The 21,675-nt window shown below is 71.3% G+C and carries 14 protein-coding genes; 13 read left to right on the forward strand and 1 reads right to left on the reverse strand.

Translation table 11 applies throughout. The annotated features are described in order from the left end of the window. Positions 1-19 precede the first annotated feature (19 nt). From mrdA to obgE, 11 genes are all read left to right on the forward strand, one after another. Entirely contained in the window at positions 20-2,209 is a 2,190-nt protein-coding gene (mrdA, locus tag ACYBSK_RS05445; RefSeq protein ID WP_460245343.1) for a penicillin-binding protein 2, read from the forward strand. Positions 2,210-2,215: 6 nt separating this feature from the next. Beyond that, entirely contained in the window at positions 2,216-3,418 is a 1,203-nt protein-coding gene (rodA, locus tag ACYBSK_RS05450) for a rod shape-determining protein RodA (RefSeq protein ID WP_457475695.1), read from the forward strand. Positions 3,419-3,514: 96 nt separating this feature from the next. Further along, a complete protein-coding gene (locus tag ACYBSK_RS05455) occupies positions 3,515-5,032 on the forward strand; it encodes a CYTH and CHAD domain-containing protein (protein ID WP_460245344.1) in 1,518 nt (505 codons plus the stop codon). A gap of 41 nt (positions 5,033-5,073) precedes the next feature. After that, the gene (locus ACYBSK_RS05460; RefSeq protein ID WP_460245345.1) at positions 5,074-7,017 is read left to right on the forward strand and encodes a TIGR03960 family B12-binding radical SAM protein; all 1,944 of its coding nucleotides are present in this window, start codon (positions 5,074-5,076) and stop codon (positions 7,015-7,017) included. 112 nt (positions 7,018-7,129) lie between these two features. Then, positions 7,130-7,981, forward strand: coding sequence for a hypothetical protein (locus tag ACYBSK_RS05465; protein WP_460245346.1), 852 nt, complete (start codon positions 7,130-7,132; stop codon positions 7,979-7,981). A gap of 46 nt (positions 7,982-8,027) precedes the next feature. After that, positions 8,028-8,831 carry a TIGR03936 family radical SAM-associated protein gene (locus ACYBSK_RS05470; RefSeq protein ID WP_457475699.1) on the forward strand — a complete coding sequence of 268 codons (804 nt, stop codon included), beginning with the start codon at positions 8,028-8,030 and terminating at the stop codon, positions 8,829-8,831. A 248-nt stretch (positions 8,832-9,079) separates the two neighbouring features. Then, positions 9,080-13,210 carry an Rne/Rng family ribonuclease gene (locus tag ACYBSK_RS05475; RefSeq protein ID WP_460245347.1) on the forward strand — a complete coding sequence of 1,377 codons (4,131 nt, stop codon included), beginning with the start codon at positions 9,080-9,082 and terminating at the stop codon, positions 13,208-13,210. 212 nt (positions 13,211-13,422) lie between these two features. After that, positions 13,423-14,754, forward strand: coding sequence for a phospholipase D-like domain-containing protein (locus tag ACYBSK_RS05480; RefSeq protein ID WP_457475701.1), 1,332 nt, complete (start codon positions 13,423-13,425; stop codon positions 14,752-14,754). Between the two features lie 192 nt (positions 14,755-14,946). Beyond that, positions 14,947-15,267, forward strand: coding sequence for a 50S ribosomal protein L21 (rplU, locus tag ACYBSK_RS05485; RefSeq protein WP_306323874.1), 321 nt, complete (start codon positions 14,947-14,949; stop codon positions 15,265-15,267). A gap of 14 nt (positions 15,268-15,281) precedes the next feature. Then, entirely contained in the window at positions 15,282-15,536 is a 255-nt protein-coding gene (gene rpmA, locus ACYBSK_RS05490) for a 50S ribosomal protein L27 (RefSeq protein WP_266719696.1), read from the forward strand. Positions 15,537-15,692: 156 nt separating this feature from the next. Further along, positions 15,693-17,141: a GTPase ObgE gene (obgE, locus tag ACYBSK_RS05495; RefSeq protein WP_457475702.1), complete on the forward strand. Its 1,449-nt coding sequence runs from the start codon at positions 15,693-15,695 to the stop codon at positions 17,139-17,141. A 294-nt stretch (positions 17,142-17,435) separates the two neighbouring features. On the opposite strand, the gene ACYBSK_RS05500 is transcribed toward obgE, so the two are convergent. Beyond that, positions 17,436-19,529 (reverse strand): hypothetical protein, encoded by a 2,094-nt coding sequence (locus ACYBSK_RS05500; protein ID WP_460245348.1) that lies wholly within the window; start codon positions 19,527-19,529, stop codon positions 17,436-17,438. A 258-nt stretch (positions 19,530-19,787) separates the two neighbouring features. On the opposite strand from ACYBSK_RS05500, the gene proB reads away from it, so the two are divergent. Together proB and ACYBSK_RS05510 are read left to right on the forward strand one after the other, a co-directional pair. Further along, on the forward strand, positions 19,788-20,960 hold the full coding sequence (gene proB / locus ACYBSK_RS05505; RefSeq protein WP_460245349.1) for a glutamate 5-kinase: 1,173 nt from the start codon (positions 19,788-19,790) through the stop codon (positions 20,958-20,960). A 149-nt stretch (positions 20,961-21,109) separates the two neighbouring features. After that, a complete protein-coding gene (locus ACYBSK_RS05510) occupies positions 21,110-21,586 on the forward strand; it encodes a hypothetical protein (RefSeq protein ID WP_460245350.1) in 477 nt (158 codons plus the stop codon). Positions 21,587-21,675: the final 89 nt, after the last annotated feature.

Here is a 21,675-nt window from a genome sequence, read left to right on the forward strand (position 1 = left end):
AGAGGGGGAGCACGCCACCGTGACCAACATTCCCGAGACGGGCCGGACGCCACGTGTCCAGATCCGGCTCATCATCCTCCAGATCCTCGTCCTCTCCCTGCTGCTGACCCTCGGCGGCCGCCTCTGGTACCTCCAGATCCGCAACGGCGACGAGTACGCCAAGGAGGCCTCCGGGAACCACGTGCAGCAGGTCGTCACCCCCGCCACCCGCGGCTCGCTGCTCGACGCACGCGGCGTGCCGCTCGCCGACAACGAGACCCGCCTCGTCGTCTCCGCCTCCCGCACCGACCTGATGAAGATGGACGACGACGGCAAGGCCGTCCTCACCAAGCTCGCCGAGGTCCTCGGGATGAAGGCCAAGGACGTCCGCGAGAAGGTCCGGCTCTGCGACGCCGAGACCCCGCAGCCCTGCTGGAACGGCTCGCCGTACCAGCCCATCCCGATCACCGACGAGGCGACGCCCAAGCAGGCGCTCCAGATCCGCGAGCGCAGCGAGGACTTCCCCGGCATCACCGCCGAACCCACCGCCGTCCGCCGCTACGCGGGCCCCGGCGGCTCCAACACCGCGCAGGTCCTCGGCTACCTCTCCCCGGTCACCGACGCGGAGATCGAGAAGGCCAAGGACACCGACTCGCCCTACCTCCGCTCCGACCAGGTCGGCCGCTCCGGCCTGGAGCGCACGTACGACAAGGAGCTGCGCGGCAAGGCCGGCGTCACCCGCTACGAGGTCGACAACCTCGGCCGTGTCATCGGCCGCGCCGAGAGCGACAAGGCCGAGCCCGGCGCCAACGTCGTCACGTCGATAGACGCCCGCGTGCAGGCCGTCGCCGAGAAGGAGCTCGACGCGGCGATGAAGGCCGCCCGCCACGAGTTCGACAAGAACACCAACCAGAACTACAAGGCCGACTCCGGCTCCGTCGTCGTGATGGAGGCCAAGACCGGCCGCGTCGTCGCCATGGCCTCCAACCCGACGTACGACCCGAACGCCTGGGTCGGCGGGATCTCCGGCAAGGACTACACGAACCTCACCGGCAAGAGCTCCAACTACCCGCTGCTGAACCGGGCGATCCAGGGCCAGTCGGCCCCCGGCTCGATCTTCAAGGTCATCCCGACCACCGCCGCGGTCAACGCCGGCTACGACTTCAGCAACCGGTACGAGTGCTCCAGCTCGTACTCCATCGGCAGCCAGGTCTTCAAGAACTTCGAGTCCAAGGGGTACGGCGCGATCGACCTCGGCCAGGCGCTCGAGGTCTCCTGCGACACCGTCTTCTACCGCCTCGCCCACCAGGAGTGGAAGAAGCTCGGCGGCATCAACCCCAAGGGCGGCGTCAACACCGACGACGCGTTCTACACGACGGCCCACCAGTTCGGTCTCGGCAAGGAGACCGGCATCGACCTCCCCAACGAGGTGTCCGGCCGGGTCCCCGACCGCAAGTGGAAGCAGGACTACTGGAAGGCCAACAAGGACGCCTGGTGCAAGGGCGGCAAGAAGGACGGCTCCTACGTCGAGCGCCTCAACTGGGAGAACTGCCGCCAGGGCAACCTGATGCGCGCCGGTGACGAGGTCAACTACTCCATCGGCCAGGGCGACACACTCGTCACGCCGATCCAGATGGCCCGGATCTACGGCGCCATCTCCAACGGCGGCACGCTCTACCAGCCCTCCGTCGGCAAGGCCGTGATCAGCCCCGACGGCAAGCAGGTCAACGAGATCGCCCCGAAGTCCCAGGGCAAGCTGCCCATGACCAAGCAGACGCAGCGCCAGATCAACGACGCCCTCGCCGGCGTCGCCACCCGCGGCACCGCCGCCTGGCGCTTCGGCGGCTGGCCGCAGGACAAGATCCCGATGCACGCCAAGACCGGTACCGCAGAGGTCTACGGCAAGCAGACGACGTCCTGGTTCGCGACGTACACGAAGGACTACTCGGTCGTCATGACGATCTCCCAGGGTGGTACGGGTTCCGGCGCCTCCGGCCCCGCCGTCCGCAAGATCTACGACGCCCTCTACGGCGTCGACGCCAAGGGCGGGATCAACAAGAAGAAGGCCCTGCTGCCCGAGCCGCAGAAGAGCCTGCCGAAGATCCAGAAGGACGGTTCGATCGACGCCCCGGAGATCAAGCCGTTCGCACCGGGCAAGGACACCACGCCCGACCAGCAGGAGCTGGCGGCGACGCTGCCCGCCTCCTCCGGCGCCACCAGGAGGGACTGACCGGACATGGCCGGCACCAACAGCTTCTCCGTCTCCGGGTACGGACCCCAGCAGCGTTCCGCCATGTCCCGGCTCATGGCCCGCGACTCGGTGACGCGCAGGCTCGACTGGCCGATGCTGCTGTCGGCGGTCGCGCTGTCCTTCATCGGCGCCGCGCTCGTCTTCTCGGCGACCCGCAACAGGACCGAGCTCAACCACGGCGACCCGTACTACTTCCTGTTCCGGCACCTGCTGAACACCGGCATCGGCATCGCGCTGATGGCCGGCACGATCTGGCTCGGCCACCGCACGCTGCGCACCGCGGTGCCGATCCTGTACGGCATCTCCGTCTTCCTCGTCCTGCTCGTGCTCACCCCGCTCGGCGCGACCGTGAACGGGGCGCACGCCTGGATCGTCATCGGCGGCGGATTCTCCCTCCAGCCCTCCGAGTTCGTGAAGATCACGATCATCCTGGGCATGGCGATGCTGCTCGCGACCCGCGTCGACGCGGGCGACCGCGAACACCCCGACCACCGCACGGTGCTCCAGGCCCTCGGCCTCGCCGCGGTCCCGATGCTGATCGTCATGCTGATGCCGGACCTCGGCTCCGTCATGGTGATGGTGATGATCGTGCTCGGCGTGCTGCTCGCCTCGGGCGCCTCCAACCGCTGGGTGCTCGGCCTCATCGGCGTCGGCGCGGCGGGCGCGGTGGCGGTGTGGCAGCTGGGCGTCCTGGACGACTACCAGATCGCCCGGTTCGCGGCCTTCGCCAACCCGGCGCTCGACCCGGCGGGCGTCGGCTACAACACCAACCAGGCGCGCATCGCGATCGGTTCCGGCGGCCTCACCGGCTCGGGCCTCTTCCAGGGCTCGCAGACCACCGGCCAGTTCGTGCCGGAGCAGCAGACGGACTTCGTCTTCACCGTGGCCGGCGAGGAACTCGGCTTCGTGGGCGCGGGCCTGATCCTGCTGCTGCTCGGCGTGGTGCTGTGGCGGGCGTGCCGGATCGCGCGCGGCACGACCGAGCTGTACGGCACGATCGTCGCGGCGGGCATCATCGCCTGGTTCGCCTTCCAGTCCTTCGAGAACGTCGGCATGACCCTCGGCATCATGCCGGTGGCGGGCCTCCCGCTCCCGTTCGTGTCGTACGGCGGTTCGTCGATGTTCGCGGTGTGGGTGGCGGTGGGTCTACTGCAATCGATCAAGGTGCAGAGGCCGATGTCGGCCTGAGTCTGCATTTTTGGCCCCTGCGGCGATTGAGCAGCGGGGTCCGGGGCGGAGCCCCGAGACCTTGGCCCCGTCGCCGCGGACGCCTAAATTCGGGTTATGGCGGAGACAAAGCGTGAGATCGAGCGAAAGTACGACGCCCCGACCGACGACTTCCGGCTGCCCGACCTGCACAAGGTCCCCGGCGTATCGACCGTCGTCGACAAAGGCGTCGTCGAACTCGACGCCGTCTACTACGACACCGAGGACCAGCGCCTCGCCACCGACAGCATCACCCTCCGCCACCGCCGCGGCGGCGACGACGCCGGCTGGCACCTGAAGCTCCCGGTGGCCCTGAGCGAGGGCGTCCGCGACGAGGTGCAGGCCCCGCCCTCCGACACCCTGCCCCGCGCCCTCGCCGGCCTCGTCCGCTCCCGGGTCCGCGGCGACGAGCTGATCCCGGTCGTCCGGCTCCGCTCCTCGCGCGACGTGTCCCATCTGACCGGCGCCGACGGCACGCTGCTCGCCGAGGTGTGCGTGGACGCCGTGCACGCCGAGCGGCCCGGCGGCGAGCGCTCCACCGCCTGGACCGAGATCGAGGTCGAACTCGCGGACGGCGCCGACCCGGCGTTCCTCGGCAAGGTCGAGAAGCGGCTGCGCAAGGCCGGTGTCGAGCGCTCGGCCTCCGCGTCGAAGCTGGCCCGCGCCCTGGCGGAGACCGGAACCCGCCCCCGTACGCCCGAGCGGGCCGACGGGGAGCCGGGCTCCGCGGGCGAGCACGTCCTCACGCGGCTGCGCGCCCAGCGCGACGCCCTCGTCGAACTGGACCCCGCCGTCCGCCGCGACCTGCCGGACTCGGTGCACCAGATGCGCGTGGCCACCCGCCGGATGCGCAGCGCCTTCAAGTCGTACAAGAAGGTGCTCGACCCGGCCGTCACCGAGCCCGTCGGCGAGGAGCTGAAGTGGCTCGCCGGGGAACTGGGCATCGACCGGGACAGCGAGGTGCTCACCGAGCGGCTCACCGCGCGGATCGACGCCGTGCCGCGCACCCTGCTGCTCGGGCCCGTCCGCGGCCGGCTGCGGATCTGGGCGGTGGCCCAGCGGCACGGCTCGCGCCGCCGCACGATCTCCGTGCTCGACGGCAGGCGGTACCTGGCCCTGCTCGACGCCCTGGACGCGCTGCTCGCGCAGCCGCCGCTGCTGCCCGGGGCCGCGAAGCCCGCCGCGCAGGTCCTCGCCAAGGCCGCCCTCAAGGACCACGCCCGGCTCGCCACCCGTGTCGAGCACGCCCTGTCGCTGCCGCCCGGCACGGACCGCGACCTCGCGCTGCACGAGGCCCGCAAGGCGGCCAAGCGCGCCCGGTACGCGGGGGAGACGGCGGTGCCCGCGCTCGGCAAGCAGGCCAAGAAGTTCGCCAAGCGGATGAAGAAGGTGCAGTCCCTGCTCGGTGAGCACCAGGACTCGGTCGTCGCCCGCGAGACCCTGCGCCAGATCGCGATCCAGGCGCACGCCGCGGGCGAGACGGCCTTCACCTGGGGCCTGCTGTACGGGCAGGAACAGGCGGCCGCCGCCGACGGGGAACGGAGGCTGCCCGCGCGATGGGAGCGGGCGGCGGAGCCCGGCCTTTCGGCGGGTTAGGCTAGATGGTCACCCCTGTCAGCTCACGAAGGTCCACGGTTATGCCTGCCGAAGCCGCCGCCTCGCCGGTGGAGTCCGTCTTTCCGCAGCTCGAAGCCCTGCTGCCGCACGTGCAGAAGCCGATCCAGTACGTCGGCGGTGAGCTGAACTCCACGGTCAAGTCGTGGGAGGAGTGCGACGTCCGCTGGGCGCTCATGTACCCGGACGCGTACGAGGTCGGTCTGCCCAACCAGGGCGTCATGATCCTTTACGAGGTCCTCAACGAGCGCCAGGGCGTGCTCGCGGAGCGCACCTACAGCGTGTGGCCGGACCTCGAGGAACTCATGCGCAAGCACGAGGTCCCGCAGTTCACGGTCGACAGCCACCGCCCGGTGAAGGCCTTCGACGTGTTCGGGCTCAGCTTCTCCACCGAGCTCGGCTACACGAACATGCTGACCGCGCTCGACCTGGCGGGCATCCCGCTGGAGTCGAAGGACCGCACCGTCGACGACCCGATCGTCCTCGCCGGCGGCCACGCGGCGTTCAACCCCGAGCCGATCGCCGACTTCATCGACGCCGCCGTCATCGGCGACGGCGAGCAGGCCGTGCTCGACATGACGGAGATCATCCGCCAGTGGAAGGCCGAGGGCCGTCCCGGCGGGCGCGAGGAGGTCCTGCTCCGCCTCGCGAAGACCGGCAGCGTCTACATCCCGGGCTTCTACGACGTCGAGTACCTGCCCGACGGCCGCATCGGCCGCGTCGTGCCCAACCGCTCGGGCGTCCCGTGGCGGGTCAGCAAGCACACCGTCATGGACCTCGACGAGTGGCCGTACCCGAAGCAGCCGCTGGTGCCGCTCGCGGAGACGGTGCACGAGCGGATGTCCGTGGAGATCTTCCGCGGCTGCACCCGCGGCTGCCGTTTCTGCCAGGCCGGCATGATCACGCGCCCCGTGCGGGAGCGAAGCATCACCGGCATCGGCGAGATGGTCGAGAAGGGCCTCAAGGCGACCGGCTTCGAGGAGGTCGGCCTGCTCTCCCTGTCGAGCGCCGACCACACCGAGATCGGCGAGGTCGCCAAGGGCCTCGCGGACCGGTACGAGGAAGACAAGATCGGCCTCTCGCTGCCCTCGACCCGCGTGGACGCCTTCAACATCGACCTCGCCAACGAGCTGACGCGCAACGGCCGCCGCTCCGGCCTCACCTTCGCCCCCGAGGGCGGCAGTGAGCGCATGCGCAAGGTCATCAACAAGATGGTCTCCGAAGAGGACCTGATCCGTACCGTCGCGACCGCGTACGGCAACGGCTGGCGCCAGGTGAAGCTGTACTTCATGCTCGGCCTGCCCACCGAGACCGACGAGGACGTCCTCCAGATCGCCGACATGGCGGCCAACGTCATCGCCAAGGGCCGCGAGGTCGCGGGCAACGACATCCGCTGCACGGTGTCGATCGGCGGGTTCGTGCCCAAGCCGCACACCCCGTTCCAGTGGGCGCCGCAGCTCAGCTCCGACGAGACGGACGAGCGCCTGGCCAAGCTCCGCGACAAGATCCGCGGCGACAAGAAGTACGGCCGCTCCATCGGCTTCCGGTACCACGACGGCAAGCCCGGCATCGTCGAGGGCCTGCTCTCCCGCGGCGACCGCCGCATCGGCCACGTCATCCGCGCCGTCTACGAGGACGGCGGCCGCTTCGACGGCTGGCGCGAGTACTTCAGCTACGACCGCTGGATGGAGTGCGCCGCGAAGACGCTGCCCGAGCACGGCGTCGACGTCGACTGGTACACGACGCGCGAGCGCACCTACGAGGAGGTCCTGCCCTGGGACCACCTGGACTCCGGTCTCGACAAGGACTGGCTCTGGGAGGACTGGCAGGACGCGCTCGACGAGACCGAGGTCGACGACTGCCGCTGGACCCCGTGCTTCGACTGCGGCGTCTGCCCGGCGATGGACACGGAGATCCAGATCGGCCCGACGGGCAAGAAGCTGCTGCCGCTCACCGTCGTGAAGTAGCACGATCCGCACGTACCCCTGTGGGGCGGCCGGTTGACCAACCGGCCGCCCCACACACATGTCGTCGAGGATCAACTGCATCCGGGCGGGCGCGTGCTGCGTCTGGAGAGTCATGGAAAACGTGGAGGACCAGCGGATGGAGCACGGGCCACGGCCCCGACAGGCCGACGAGGGCTGCCTCGTGGCCGCGGTCAGGCTGCCGGTGCGCATCGTCATGTTCGTCGTCGTGCTGCCCCTGCGGCTCCTGTGGGACGCGCTCGTGGCGATCGGCGGGTTCCTGGGCACATGGCTGCTGATGCCGCTCGCGCGAGCCGTCGGCTGGGTGCTGTACGGGCTGCTGGTGTGGCCCTGCCTGATGCTGTGGCGCTACGTCCTCGCGCCCGTCGGCCGTGGACTCCTGTGGCTGGGACGGGTGTTGGTCGTCGTCCCCCTGGTGTGGCTGTACTCCCACGTCCTCGCGCCCGTCGGACGGGCTTTGTGGGCCTACGTGTTGGCGCCGCTCGGGCGCGGACTCGCCTGGCTGGGGCGGGTGTTGGTGGTCGTCCCGCTGCTCGCGGTGTGGCGGTGGGTGCTCGTGCCGGTGGGGCACGTGCTCGCCGTCGTCGGGCGGGAGGTCTGGGACGCGCTGCTGGTTGCCTGGCGGGTGGCCGGGTATGTGTCCCGTGCCGTCGGGCGGGCGCTGCGGTGGCTGATCGTGGATCCGCTGCGCTGGGTGTACCGCACGGTGCTCACCCCGGTGGGGCACGTGGTGCGCGACTGCGTCCTGCGGCCGGTCGGCCGTGCCGCCGCGAGCGTCCGCGCCGCGGCCCGGCAGGCGCGGGCCGATGTCCGGCGGCTCCTGTTCGGCCCGCCGCCGGCGCCTGAACCGCAGGTCAGGGACCAGCGGGCACAGGGCGTCCCGCAGGGACGTAGTCTTGATACCAGTACGACCGCTCTCACGAAGAACGCATTCATTAAGGACTAGGACACTGGGCAAGCGACAGCCCGTAGGCCCGCCGCCCGCACCCGCGGTGCAGCGCATCCGACTGCGCTACACCAAGCGCGGCCGCCTCCGGTTCACCAGCCACCGTGACTTCCAGCGCGCTTTCGAGCGCGCGCTGCGCCGCGCCGAGGTGCCCATGGCGTACTCGGCGGGGTTCACGCCGCACCCGAAGGTGAGTTACGCCAATGCCGCACCCACCGGCACGGGCAGTGAGGCCGAGTACCTGGAGATCGCGCTCACCGCGCCGCGCGACCCCGAGAAGCTGAGGGCGCTGCTCGACGAGTCGATGCCCACCGGCCTCGACATCGTGGACGCCGTCGAGGCCCGCACCTCGGGCCTCGCCGACCGGCTCACCGCCTCCGTCTGGGAGCTGCGGCTCGACGGCGTGAGCGTCGAGGAGGCCACGCGGGCCGCGGAGGCATTCCGGGCCGCCGAAACGGTCGAGGTCCAGCGCAAGACGAAGAGCGGTATCCGCACGTTCGACGCCCGCGAGGCCGTCGTCAGCCTGGAGGCGGTCGAAGGCTCCGGCGTTTCGGCTGGTCCGGCTGATAGGCCCAGCGTGGCGGCCTGTGCGATACTGCGCCTGGTTGTTCGGCACGTGACGCCTGCCGTTCGACCCGACGACGTCCTGTCCGGTCTTCGCGCCGTGGCCGACCTGGCGCCGCCGGTCCCCGCAGCGGTGACCAGGCTGGCGCAGGGGCTCTTCGACGCAGAGACAGGCACGGTGACCGACCCGCTCGCGCTCGACCGCGAGGCAGCCGGGGCCGCCCCACAAAAGGCGACCGCAGGAACTGCCACCGCGACGGCGCCCGCCGTGGAAGGTCCCGCGTAAGGCGGTCGTCGTAGCGCCGCCCTCGTACTCGGGAGCCATCTGGGTCGGGCAGCGCACCCACCCAAGGACTTTCGCCAGGCCGTACGTACATCGCGTACCGGAACCGGCGAGAACAGACAGAGAGCCTCCGTGCGGCGCCCGCGCCCCGGACCGGCGGCACCGCGCTCGAACACGCAGCGCGTGAGCCGCAGACGTCACCGGTCACGGATCAGGCGCGGCGCCCGGAGGCCGACGGGAGATCCACCCGCATGCCCGAGACCGAACCCACCACTTCTGAACTGGACAGCCCCAGCGACACCCTGCCCCCGCGCCGTCGGCGCCGGGCCGCGTCGCGCCCCGCTGGCCCGCCGGTCGCGGCGAACGCCGCCACCGAGGACGCCGCAGTCGCCATACCGGCCACTGCCGCCCAGACTCCGGCCGCCGACACCGAGGCGGACGTCGAGACCCCCGAGACTTCCCCGGCGCCCGCCGCGCCGCCGCGCCGCCGGGCGACCCGCTGCGCCTCCGCGCCCGCCGGGGCGCCCGCGCAGGCCGAGACGACGACCGTGGTGGCGGAGCCCGCCGAGGCCGTCACCGAGCCGGAGGCCGAGCCGGTCGCCGCTGAGGAGCCCGCCGCGCCGCGTCGTCGGCGTCGTGCCACGCGGACCGCTTCCGCGCCTGCCGCCGAGGCTGCTGTCGAGCCCGCTGCCGAGGTCGAGTCGGCCGAGGAGGCCGCCGAGCCGGTGGCCGAGGACTCCGCCGCGCCGCGTCGCAACCGCCGCCGCGCCACCCGTGGCGCCTCCGCGCCCACCGCCCCGGCCGAGGAGCCGGCCGCCGAGGCCGTCGCCGAGCCGGAGGCCGAGCCGGTCGCCGCTGAGGAGCCCGCCGCGCCGCGTCGTCGGCGTCGTGCCACGCGGACCGCTTCCGCGCCCGCCGCCGAGGCTGCCGTCGAGCCCGCTGCCGAGGTCGAGTCGGCCGAGGAGGCCGCCGAGCCGGTGGCCGAGGACTCCGCCGCGCCGCGTCGCAACCGCCGTCGCGCCACCCGTGGCGCCTCCGCGCCCAGCACGCCCGCCGCGCCGCCCGAGGTCTCCGACGCCATCGCCGCCGAGGCGCAGGGCACGAAGGCCGAGCCCGCGGAGGCCGCCGCGGCCGCCGAGTCCACCGACTCCAATGAGGACGAGTCGCCGCGCCGTCGCCGCCGCGCCACCCGTAAGGCCGCCGGCGGTTTCGCCGAGCCCAAGGCCGCCCGCGGCTCGCGCGCCGCGAAGGCGGGCCGTGACGAGCAGGACGACGAGTCCCGCCCGAAGCGCCCCTCCGTCGCCACGTTCCAGGCCCCGGTCTTCACCGAGCCGATGTTCCAGACCCCGGAGCGCGCCGCCGCCGCTGCCGCGGCCGAGGCCGCCGAGGAGAAGCAGCCCGAGCCCGCCGCCGCGCCCGCACCCGCGCCCGCCGCCGAGGAGGAGCAGGGCCCGCGCCGTCGCCGTCGCCGTCGCGCCTCCGACGAGCAGCCCGCCGCCGTCGAGACCGCCCCGGAGCCCGAGGCCGAGGTCCAGGACGAGCAGGCCGAGGAGAACGGCGAGCACGAGAACGCCGACCACGACGAGCAGGACGAGCACGGGGACCGCCCGGCCCGGCGCCGCCGCCGGGGCGGCCGTCGCCGTCGCCGCGGCGACTCCGCCGACGCGGAGCACGACAACGACAACGAGTCCGGCGCCTCCGACGAGGACACCGACGCCTCCGCCGAGTCCGACGACGAGGGCGACGAGGGCGAGGACCGCGACGAGCAGCGCGACGAGTCCGCCGGTTCCGGCGGTTCGAGCAGCAGCCGCCGTCGCCGTCGCCGCCGCCGTCGTGCCGGTGACGCCTCCGGCGAGGCCGAGGCGTCGACCGACGACCCGGAGCGCACGGTCGTCAAGGTCCGCGAGCCGCGCAAGAAGGAAGCGAACCACGACCGGCCCACCTCGTCGGACGAGGTGCAGTCCATCAAGGGCTCCACGCGTCTGGAGGCCAAGAAGCAGCGCCGCCGCGAGGGCCGCGAGCAGGGCCGCCGCCGCGTCCCGATCATCACCGAGGCCGAGTTCCTGGCGCGCCGCGAGGCCGTCGAGCGCGTCATGGTGGTCCGCCAGCACGGCGAGCGCACCCAGATCGGCGTGCTCGAGGACGACATCCTCGTCGAGCACTACGTCAACAAGGAGCAGTCGACCTCGTACGTCGGCAACGTGTACCTGGGCAAGGTCCAGAACGTGCTGCCGTCGATGGAGGCCGCCTTCATCGACATCGGCAAGGGCCGCAACGCGGTGCTGTACGCCGGTGAGGTCAACTTCGAGGCGCTCGGCATGGCCAACGGGCCGCGCCGCATCGAGACCGCCCTCAAGTCCGGCCAGTCCGTGCTCGTCCAGGTCACCAAGGACCCGATCGGCCACAAGGGCGCCCGCCTGACCAGCCAGGTCTCGCTGCCCGGCCGCTACCTGGTCTACGTGCCCGAGGGCTCGATGACCGGCATCAGCCGCAAGCTGCCCGACACCGAGCGCGCGCGCCTGAAGACCATCCTCAAGAAGGTCGTCCCCGAGGACGCGGGCGTCATCGTGCGCACCGCCGCCGAGGGCGCGAGCGAGGACGAGCTGCGCCGCGACGTCGAGCGTCTGCACGCCCAGTGGGAGGACATCCAGAAGAAGTCCAAGCAGATCTCGACGTCGTCGCCGAGCCTGCTGTACGGCGAGCCGGACATGACCGTCCGCGTCGTGCGCGACATCTTCAACGAGGACTTCTCCAAGGTCATCGTCAGCGGTGACGAGGCGTGGGACACCATCCACGGCTACGTCAACCACGTGGCGCCCGACCTCTCCGACCGGCTGTCCAAGTGGACGTCCGAGGTCGACGTCTTCGCGACGTACCGGATCGACGAGCAGCTCGCCAAGGCGCTCGACCGCAAGGTGTGGCTGCCGTCCGGCGGCTCCCTGGTGATCGACAAGACCGAGGCCATGATCGTGGTCGACGTCAACACCGGGAAGTTCACCGGCCAGGGCGGCAACCTCGAAGAGACCGTGACCAGGAACAACCTGGAGGCGGCCGAGGAGATCGTGCGCCAGCTGCGGCTGCGCGACCTGGGCGGCATCGTCGTCATCGACTTCATCGACATGGTCCTGGAGTCCAACCGGGACCTGGTCCTGCGGCGCCTGCTCGAATGCCTGGGCAGGGACCGTACGAAGCACCAGGTCGCCGAGGTCACCTCGCTGGGCCTGGTCCAGATGACCCGCAAGCGCGTCGGCCAGGGCCTCCTGGAGTCCTTCTCGGAGACCTGCGTGCACTGCAACGGCCGCGGCGTCATCGTGCACATGGAGCAGCCGGCTTCCGGCGGCGGTGGCGGCGGAAAGCGCAAGAAGCGCGGCCGCGGCGGCAACGGAGCGGACCACCAGCACGAGACGCACGAGGCGGCGCCGGCCGCGGAGCAGACCGAGACCGCGACCGAGACCGAGGCGGAGGTCGCCGCGGAGGCGGCCGCTCCCGTGGCGCTGCCCGAGCCCGAGTTCGTACCGGACGAGGAGCTGTACTCGAGCGCCGCTGAGGCGGAGGCCGCGGCGCACCGTGGCGGCCGTTCGCGGCGCCGCGCCACGCGCCGTGCGTCGGCTCCGGCCGGAGCTCCGAAGGCGGAGGCCGAGAAGCCGGCGCGCTCCGGCCGCAAGGCCAAGGCGGAGCAGGCCGAGCAGGCCGTCGAGACCGAGGTCGAGGCGCCGGCGCCCGAGCCGGTCGTCGAGGCCGTCGAGGAGCCGAAGGCCGCCGAGGCCGTCGCCCCCGAGCCGGTCCGCGACGAGGCCCCCGCGCCCCGTCCGCGCCGCCGTGCCACGCGCAAGGCGTCCGCTCCCGCCGGTTCCCCGAAGGCGTCCTCGGAGGAGGCCGCCGCGGTGGTGACTGTCACGGAGCCGGTCAAGGCCGAGCCCGCGCAGGAGCCGAAGGCCGAGGAGCCCGAGGAGCCGAAGGCGGAGACGGCCGAGGCCGCGGCACCGGCCCGTCCGCGCCGCCGCGCCGTCCGCAAGGCGACCGCCCCCACCGCCACCGAGGAGGCCGCCGTCGTGGTCGTCCCCTCGGCCACGGAGGAGGCCGCCGAGGAGGCGCCCGCGCAGGAGGAGGCCGAGGAGGCGCCCGCCGCCAAGAAGGCCGCCCGCAAGACGGCGAAGAAGGCGACGGCGAAGAAGGCCGCCACCAAGAAGACGGCCGCGGCCAAGACGGCGGCGACCAAGACGGCTGCCAAGAAGACGGCCGCGAAGAAGACGACGGCCAAGAAGGCGGCGGCGAAGAAGACCACCACCGCCAAGAAGACCGCTGCGAAGAAGACCACCGCGAAGAAGACCGCGGCGGCCGAGCAGCAGTCGCAGCCGTCCGTCTCGGCCGCGGCCGAGTAAGGCCGCAGGCACCCGCCCGGTCAGGGCACCGACGCCCCGCACAGCGCCGCTGTGCGGGGCGTCGGCGTGTTCGGGAGGTCACGAAGAGCACGCGAATCGCCCCCTGCCTCTTGGAGCGCGGGCGACTGCCTGTAAAAATCATGCAGTCATACAAGTGAAGGACATGGGTGGACGTTGGGGAGACGTGTACTCGTGTCAGGGGAGGGAATGCGATGGCGCACGTGCGTCTCAGAGGCACGGGCCGGCACCGTGCCGAGAAGCCGGCCAAGGGCGGTCGGCAGCTGGTGGCTCTGGCCACCGTGCTCTCGGCGGCCGGGGTGCAGGCGGGGGTCTCCACGGGAACCGCGCAGGCGGACGGGGCCCGCACCTGGACCGAGGGCCCGATCTTCAACGACCCGCTGGGCACCCCCCAGGAGCAGTACGCCATCCGCACCCGGCTCGTCGAGCTGACCGACGCGGCGCTGCCCGGCTCGACCATCAAGGTCGCCGTCTTCCACGTGTGGGAGCAGACGATCGTCGACGCGCTGAAGCGGGCCAAGGCGCGCGGCGTCAACATCCAGGTCGTGCTCGACTCCACCAGCAAGACCGACCGGCCGGACAACACGGTCTACTCGCAGCTGGTCACGCTGCTCGGCACCAGCCGCGCCAACCCGTCCTTCGTGCAGCTGTGCCCGACGAACAAGTCCTGCCTCGGCGACCCGAAGTTCGGGAAGTCGATTATGCACAACAAGTTCTGGCTGTTCTCCGCGGTCGAGGGCGCCACCAACGTCGTCGTGCAGACCACGTCGAACTCGACGCCGTCCGCGAGCACGAAGTTCTTCAACGACGCGCTCCAGCTGCCCAACAACCCGGTGCTCTACGGGGCGTACGCGGACTACTTCGACGACATGGTCGCCAAGGACTGGGCGAACTGGGACTACCGCACGGTCAGCAACGGCCGGTACAAGGCGTACTTCTTCCCTCGGGCCGGCACCACGAACTCCACGGACACGCTGCACTCGGTGCTGAACAACGTCTCGTGCTCGTACAAGGACCCGGCGACCGGTCTCACGAAGAAGACGGTCGTGCGGGCCGCGATCTTCCAGATCACCCGGCAGGCCATCGCCGACAAGCTGGTCTCGCTGAAGAAGGCGGGCTGCACGGTCCAGATCGAGTACGCGACGGCCGACAGCGGCACCTGGGCGTCGATGCACTCCTCCGGCGCCCCGCCGGTGCGCTGCTACAACGACGACCGCGACCCGCTGAACCCCGGTGCCAAGCTCGGCACGCCGTTCATCATCCACACCAAGTACGTGGCGATCGACGGCATGTACGACGGCGCCCGCAACAAGATCACGTTCACCGGCTCGCAGAACGCCTCGAACCCGGCGCTGCGCGAGAACGACGAGGCCTACGTCAAGATCGACGACGACTCCGTGCACAACACCTACGTGCAGCACTTCAACAAGGTGTGGGGTGTCGCGTACCCCGGGGCGTCGGACAATACGAACCTGTGCAAGGGTGTCAAGACGCTGCCGCAGGACGGTGAGACCAAGACCACCTGAGGCCCGCGGCGCAGGCCGCGGTCAGGGGCCGGTTTGACCCTTCTGAGGGGCGACCCGTAACCTTGACCGTCGGCGTGTCCATCGACGCGCCTCACTCCCGTAAACCTTTTTCCTCCGAACGGGTCCGTTCGGAGAGGCCGCCTCGCGCGGCTGGACTGCGGGGGTTCCGTTCCGAGCGAGAGAGAGATCCGCGTGTACGCCATCGTGCGCAGCGGTGGTCGCCAGCACAAGGTTGCTGTCGGCGACATCGTTGAGGTTGACAAGATTTCCACCGCCAAGGTTGGCGACGCCGTAGAGCTCTCTACGCTGCTCGTTGTCGACGGCGACGCCGTGACCAGCGACCCGTGGGTGCTGGCCGGCATCAAGGTCCAGGCCGAGGTCGTGGACCACCACAAGGGCGCGAAGATCGACATCCTTCGCTACAAGAACAAGACCGGCTACCGCCGTCGCCAGGGTCACCGTCAGCAGTACACGGCGATCAAGGTCACCGGTATCCCCACGGCTGCGAAGTAAGGGACTGAGACAAGATGGCACACAAGAAGGGCGCATCGTCCACTCGGAACGGGCGCGATTCCAATGCTCAGCGGCTCGGCGTGAAGCGCTTCGGCGGTCAGGCCGTCAACGCCGGTGAGATCCTGGTCCGCCAGCGCGGCACCCACTTCCACCCCGGCAACGGCGTGGGCCGCGGCAAGGACGACACGCTGTTCGCCCTTGACGCCGGTGCGGTGGAGTTCGGTACCCACCGTGGCCGCAAGGTCGTGAACATCGTCCCGGTCGTCTGAGACTCCTGACGGGTTTCTGACCGGTACGTTCGCGTACTTCGGTTTTTCGCGAGGCGGACCTCACTTCCCTTCCGGGAAGCGGGTCCGCCTTTCGCGTGTTGCAGTAGAGACATTTCCGTACGTGGATGACGTACAGCTATCTGGAGGCACTGAACCATGACCACCTTCGTGGACCGCGTCGAACTTCATGTCGCCGCGGGTAGCGGGGGCCACGGCTGTGCCTCCGTCCACCGTGAGAAGTTCAAGCCGCTCGGCGGCCCGGACGGCGGCAACGGCGGCCGTGGCGGTGACGTGATCCTGGTCGTCGAGCAGGACGTCACGACGCTCCTCGACTACCACCACTCGCCGCACCGCAAGGCGACGAACGGCGCGCCCGGCGCGGGTGACCACCGCTCCGGCAAGGACGGCCAGGACCTGGTCCTGCCGGTGCCCGACGGCACGGTCGTCCTCGACAAGCAGGGCAACGTGCTGGCGGACCTCGTCGGCCAGGGCACCACCTTCATCGCCGCGCAGGGCGGCCGCGGTGGCCTCGGCAACGCGGCCCTCGCCTCGGCCCGCCGCAAGGCGCCCGGCTTCGCGCTGCTCGGCGTGCCCGGTGACGAGCGCGACGTCGTGCTCGAACTCAAGACCGTCGCGGACGTCGCGCTCGTCGGCTACCCGAGCGCCGGCAAGTCCTCGCTGATCTCCGTCCTGTCGGCGGCCAAGCCGAAGATCGCGGACTACCCGTTCACGACGCTGGTCCCGAACCTGGGCGTGGTGACGGCCGGATCGACCGTCTACACGATCGCCGACGTGCCGGGCCTCATCCCCGGCGCCAGCCAGGGCAAGGGCCTCGGCCTGGAGTTCCTGCGGCACGTGGAGCGGTGCAGCGTGCTCGTGCACGTCCTGGACACGGCGACGCTGGAGTCCGACCGTGACCCCGTCTCCGACCTCGACGTCATCGAGGAGGAGCTGAAGGAGTACGGCGCGGGCCTGGAGAACCGGCCGCGGCTCGTCGTCCTCAACAAGATCGACGTGCCCGACGGCCAGGACCTCGCCGAGATGGTCCGGCCCGACCTGGAGGAGCGCGGCTACCGCGTCTTCGAGGTGTCGGCCGTCGCCCACAAGGGGCTCAAGGAGCTGTCGTTCGCGCTCGCCGAGCTGGTGGGCGAGGCGCGGGCCGCGAAGCCGAAGGAGGAGGCGACCCGTATCGTCATCCGGCCCAAGGCCGTGGACGACGCGGGCTTCACCGTCAAGCGCGAGGACGCCGACGGCGAGCCGCTGTTCCGCGTGCGCGGCGAGAAGCCCGAGCGGTGGGTGCGCCAGACCGACTTCAACAACGACGAGGCCGTCGGCTACCTCGCCGACCGGCTCAACCGTCTCGGTGTCGAGGACGAGCTGATGAAGGCGGGCGCGCGGCACGGTGACGGCGTCGCGATCGGCCCCGAGGAGAACGCGGTCGTCTTCGACTGGGAGCCGACGGTGATGGCCGGGGCCGAGATGCTCGGCCGCCGTGGCGAGGACCACCGCTTCGAGGCGCCGAGGCCGGCGGTGACGCGGCGGCGGGAGCGGCAGGCGGAGCGGGACGAGTCGCAGCAGCAGTTCGACGACTTCGAACCCTTCTAGCCTCCGGCGACCGGGCCTCCGAAGCGGGCCGCACCAAAGGGTGCGGCCCGCTTCGCACGTCCTGCCCCCCGGCAGGGTTACGGCCCCGGGGCTCCGCCCCGGACCCCGCTGCTCAATCGCCGCAGGGGCTTGATGGGATCGAGCCCCGAGGGATCGATCTTTTGAGCCTCGCCGGCGATTGAGGCGCGGGGTTCGGGGCGGAGCCCCGAGGCCGTAACCCCGTCGGGGTGTGGGTATGGGGAAGGGCCCGGGAAGAGTGTTCCCGGGCCCCTCGTCGCGTGTGCCGCGAAGGCGTTACGCCGTGACCGTGTCCTCCGACTCCGGCGCCGCCTCCGCCTGGACCGCCTCGGCCACCGCCTCCTCGACGGAGTCCTCACGGGTCGGCGGGATCTCGTCCTCGCCACGCGCCGCCATCCGCGCACGCCGCTCGTCGGCCTTGGCGCACAGGGCGCGCACGGCGCCGTTGAAGCGGTCGATGGACGGCGGGTCCGACGGGCCGAGGAGGTGCTCCTTGAGGGCCGCACGGGCCTCGGCGTGCACGTCCTCGGTCTCGCCCCGCACGGCCGCCAGCAGCTCGCCGACCTCCGTGGCCCCGGGCGACAGGATCGTCGCCGCGCGCACCGTCGGGAACCCGGTGCGGAAGTCCGCCTCCGACAGCCCCGACGTGTTGGCGACGGCGTACGGCTTCTCGCTGCTCAGCCAGTCGGACACGACCGAGGAGACGTCGGAGATGAGCACGTCCGCCGCGTTGAAGCAGGTGAAGATCGCGGGCCGGGCCTGCGTGATGATCAGGTGCTCCCACTCGGGGAACGAGGCCCAGTACGCCTCCTCCCACGCCGCCGTCGCCTCGGCCACCGCGGTCGCCCGCCCACCGTCGGGCGTGCTCTGCAGCAGCATCCGCTCCTGCTCGTCCGCGCCCTTGCGGAACTTGGTGGACGTCAGCTCGTTCAGCGCCTCGGCACGCCGCTCCAGCTCGGCGGCGGCCTCGGGGCCCGGACGCGCGCCGGAGCGGCGCGTGTTGGCCTCCTCGATCATCGCCATGATGCGCTGGTTGGCCTCGCCCGCGGCGGGAACCTGCGAGCCCGTCATCGGGTGCGGCTTGTAGATCAGGCGGACCCGGTCGTCGGCGAGCAGGTTCCGCACGATGTTCTCGCCGGCCAGGATCACCGAGGTGTTGCCCGGGTTGCCGTCCCAGCCCTCCCAGGTGGGGGCGTACAGCACGGTCGTGTACTGGCCCGTGGCCGGGCCGTCCGCGAGCTGGATGGGGGCCAGCTGCGGGCGGCCCACCTCCACGACGTCCTTGTCGTCGACGCCGACGTCGGCGAGCTGGTACCGGTCGCGCGCCGCGGGACCGGCCACCCACACCTCGTCGTACGCCTTCGCGTACGGGTTGCAGGACGACAGCTTGTCGGACTCGCCGTGGTTGATGAAGGCGTGCTTGATGGTGGGGATGCGCAGGACCTGCGAGGTCTTCGCGGCGTTCGCCGGGTGCAGCAGCATCTTCAGCGTCGAGTTCTCCAGGGAGAACATCGTGGCGACCTTCGGGAAGCAGATGATCGGCACGTCCGTGGCGTCGATCTTGTTCACCATGAAGCGCTCACGCAGCACGAGCAGCGGCTTGCCGTCGACGTCGGCGAGCGTGGAGAGCCACATGTTCGCCTGGTACGCCGACGTGGTGCCGCCGGAGAAGTACATGCCGACGGTGGGCCGGTAGTCGGCCAGCCACGCGTCGAGCCACGCGATGACCTTCTCGTCGTTCAGCGGACGCTTCTTCGGCAGCAGCCACGTACCGAGGTACACCGTGCCGAAGAGGAACAGGGCGATGGAGACGCCGATGCCGACGACGCCCCACACGGCGTTGGTCGTCGCCGCCGTCACCACCAGGCCGAGGGTGGAGGGGATCGCGAAGGTCAGCAGGCGGTGGGCGGCGCGCCGGGCCAGCAGGCGCGGCGGGGCGGCGCACAGGTTCAGCGCCGACGCGTCGATGTTGCGCGTGACGATCGGCAGCGTTCGGGTGCGGCGCACGAGCACCGCGGCCGCCTGGCAGGCGAAGTGCAGCAGGTACATCCCGAGCACCATCACCAGCAGCGGCGCCTGCTCGTCGAGCGGGTTGATGCCGCTGATGCGCAGCAGGCCGACGAAGATCAGCATGTCGCGCAGCAACTGCCGCACCGTCACGTCGAAGCGGATCTTGCCGAGCAGCGAGAGCAGCCCCGGCTGCTTGTACTGCAGGTAGGTGTCGAGGGCGAGTCCGGCCGCGCTCGCGGCGACGAAGACGGGCACATACGGAACGAGCGCGCTGACGAGCTGGGCCACATAGAGCGCGAACATCGTGAACAGCGCGGAAAGCTGCACGAGGCGGCGCGAGGCACGTCCGGCGGAGGGCACGGGCTGGGCTCCTGGCAGGGGGTCTCGGAGGGTGGGGGGACCGTGGGGGAGGTCCACCTCGCGGAATGCTGACCACTGACCGTATGACTTTCTGTGGCCCCCTAGCAATCCTCCGGGGCCGTTAGCAGCGGAAATAAGGTCAAATGGCGTGAAAGAGCAGGGACCTGCTTCCCCGCATCGTTACCCGGCGTCCACGCTCCTGTCCGTACCTCGAAACCCAAGAGCGGCCGAAGCGGCAGGTCACGTAGATTGCCAGGCATGTCAGGGGCAACGGCTGGGGCAGCGGAAGCGGAGCGACGGGCGGCGAAGGCGGCGCGGCAGGGGGTCGCGGAAGCCCGCCGGATCGTCGTCAAGGTCGGATCGTCGTCACTCACCACAGCGGCGGGGGGACTGGACGCCGACCGGGTTGACGCCCTCGTCGACGTCCTCGCGAAGCACCGCGGCGACGGGGACAAGGAGATCGTCCTCGTCTCCTCCGGCGCCATCGCCGCCGGACTCGCCCCGCTGGGCCTGACCCGCCGCCCCAAGGACCTCGCCCGCCAGCAGGCCGCGGCCAGTGTCGGCCAGGGCCTCCTCGTCGCCCGCTACACCGCCTCCTTCGCGCGCTACGGCGTCCGCGTCGGCCAGGTCCTGCTCACCAGCGACGACATGGCCCGCCGCGCCCACCACCGCAACGCCTCGCGGACCCTCGACCAGCTCCTGGCCATGGGCGCCTTCCCGGTCGTCAACGAGAACGACACCGTCGCCACGGACGAGATCCGCTTCGGCGACAACGACCGGCTCGCCGCCCTCGTCGCCCACCTCGTCCACGCCGACCTCCTCGTCCTCCTCTCGGACGTCGACGGCCTCTACGACGGCGACCCCAGCAAGCCCGGCAGCTCCCGCATCGCCGACGTGCGCGGCCCCGCCGACATCGCCCACGTCAAGATCGGCTCCGCCGGGAAGGCGGGCGTCGGCACCGGCGGCATGGTCACCAAGGTCGAGGCCGCCTCGATCGCGGCGGCCGCCGGCATCCCGGTCGTCCTCACCTCCGCCACGCACGCCGCCGACGCCCTCGCCGCCCGCGACACCGGCACGTACTTCCACCGCACCGGCCGCCGCAGCGCCGACCGCCTGCTGTGGCTCCAGCACGCCTCGACGCCGCAGGGCGCGATCACCCTCGACGACGGCGCCGTACGGGCCGTGGTCGAGCGGCGCAAGTCGCTGCTGCCCGCCGGGATCGCGGCCGTGGAGGGCGAGTTCGCCGCCGGTGACCCCGTCGAGCTGCGCGACGAGAGCGGTACGGCCGTGGCGCGCGGCCTGGTCAACTTCGACGCCAAGGAGATCCCGCAGCTGATCGGCCGCTCCACCCGGGAGCTCGCCCGCGACCTCGGCCCCGCCTACGAGCGGGAGGTCGTACACAGGGACGACCTCGTCGTCCTCAAGGCTTGAACGGGGCTCCGCGCCTTCGAAACCGCCTGTGCGAAAGGCCGAAAGCCTGCCACCCGAGGGGGACCTTCCCCAAAACCGCCCCACGAAGCTCCGTGTCCTGCTCAACTCTTAGGGAAGGTCCGCACGACCGTTGCGCAAAGGAGGCCGTCGTGAGACGAGCGCGCCCAGGGGCCGCGTCCAAGGGGCCCCGAGGGTCGGCGGAGCGGGCGCTGACGAGTGTGGCCGCGGGGGAGGCCTACGAGGAGGAGACCGCGTCGGAGGCCCCGGAGGGGACCACCGAGGAGGGCCCCCGCCTGTGGCACGTCACCCTCAGCGTCTCCGGTGCCGAGGCGCCCATCGCGGAGGTCCGCCGCGGCCTCGAACAGCTGGCGCACGACCACCCCTTCCTGCTGACCAGCCGCTACGCGGGTGACCACGCCGAGATCCGCTACTGGGAAGAGGCCCGCGACCTGCACGACGCGGCAGCGGTGGCCCTGCGCCTCTGGGGCGAACACCGCCGCACCTCCCAGCTCCCGCCCTGGGAGATCGTCGGCCTGGAGGTCATCGACCGCCAGACCTACCACCACCGCATCGCCGAGGGCTACGGCCCCCTCCCGGCGACTCCGGTGGGCGTCCACCCCTTCTAGGCAAAAGAAGGGGCGCGGGGAACTGCACACCCCAGCCACGCTCCACCGCCACGAGGCGAAAACCTTCACCTCTGTGGCCCAGGGCGTTT

The organism is Streptomyces sp. BYX5S (assembly GCF_054724165.1).

Bases quoted from the DNA above. Each gene is read 5' to 3' on its own strand.
- rodA (WP_457475695.1), top strand. From the start codon at position 2,216: ATGGCCGGCACCAACAGCTTCTCCGTCTCCGGGTACGGACCCCAGCAG.
- ACYBSK_RS05455 (WP_460245344.1), top strand. From the start codon at position 3,515: ATGGCGGAGACAAAGCGTGAGATCGAGCGAAAGTACGACGCCCCGACC.
- ACYBSK_RS05460 (WP_460245345.1), top strand. From the start codon at position 5,074: ATGCCTGCCGAAGCCGCCGCCTCGCCGGTGGAGTCCGTCTTTCCGCAG.
- ACYBSK_RS05465 (WP_460245346.1), top strand. From the start codon at position 7,130: ATGGAAAACGTGGAGGACCAGCGGATGGAGCACGGGCCACGGCCCCGA.
- ACYBSK_RS05475 (WP_460245347.1), top strand. From the start codon at position 9,080: ATGCCCGAGACCGAACCCACCACTTCTGAACTGGACAGCCCCAGCGAC.
- ACYBSK_RS05480 (WP_457475701.1), top strand. From the start codon at position 13,423: ATGGCGCACGTGCGTCTCAGAGGCACGGGCCGGCACCGTGCCGAGAAG.
- rpmA (WP_266719696.1), top strand. From the start codon at position 15,282: ATGGCACACAAGAAGGGCGCATCGTCCACTCGGAACGGGCGCGATTCC.
- obgE (WP_457475702.1), top strand. From the start codon at position 15,693: ATGACCACCTTCGTGGACCGCGTCGAACTTCATGTCGCCGCGGGTAGC.
- proB (WP_460245349.1), top strand. From the start codon at position 19,788: ATGTCAGGGGCAACGGCTGGGGCAGCGGAAGCGGAGCGACGGGCGGCG.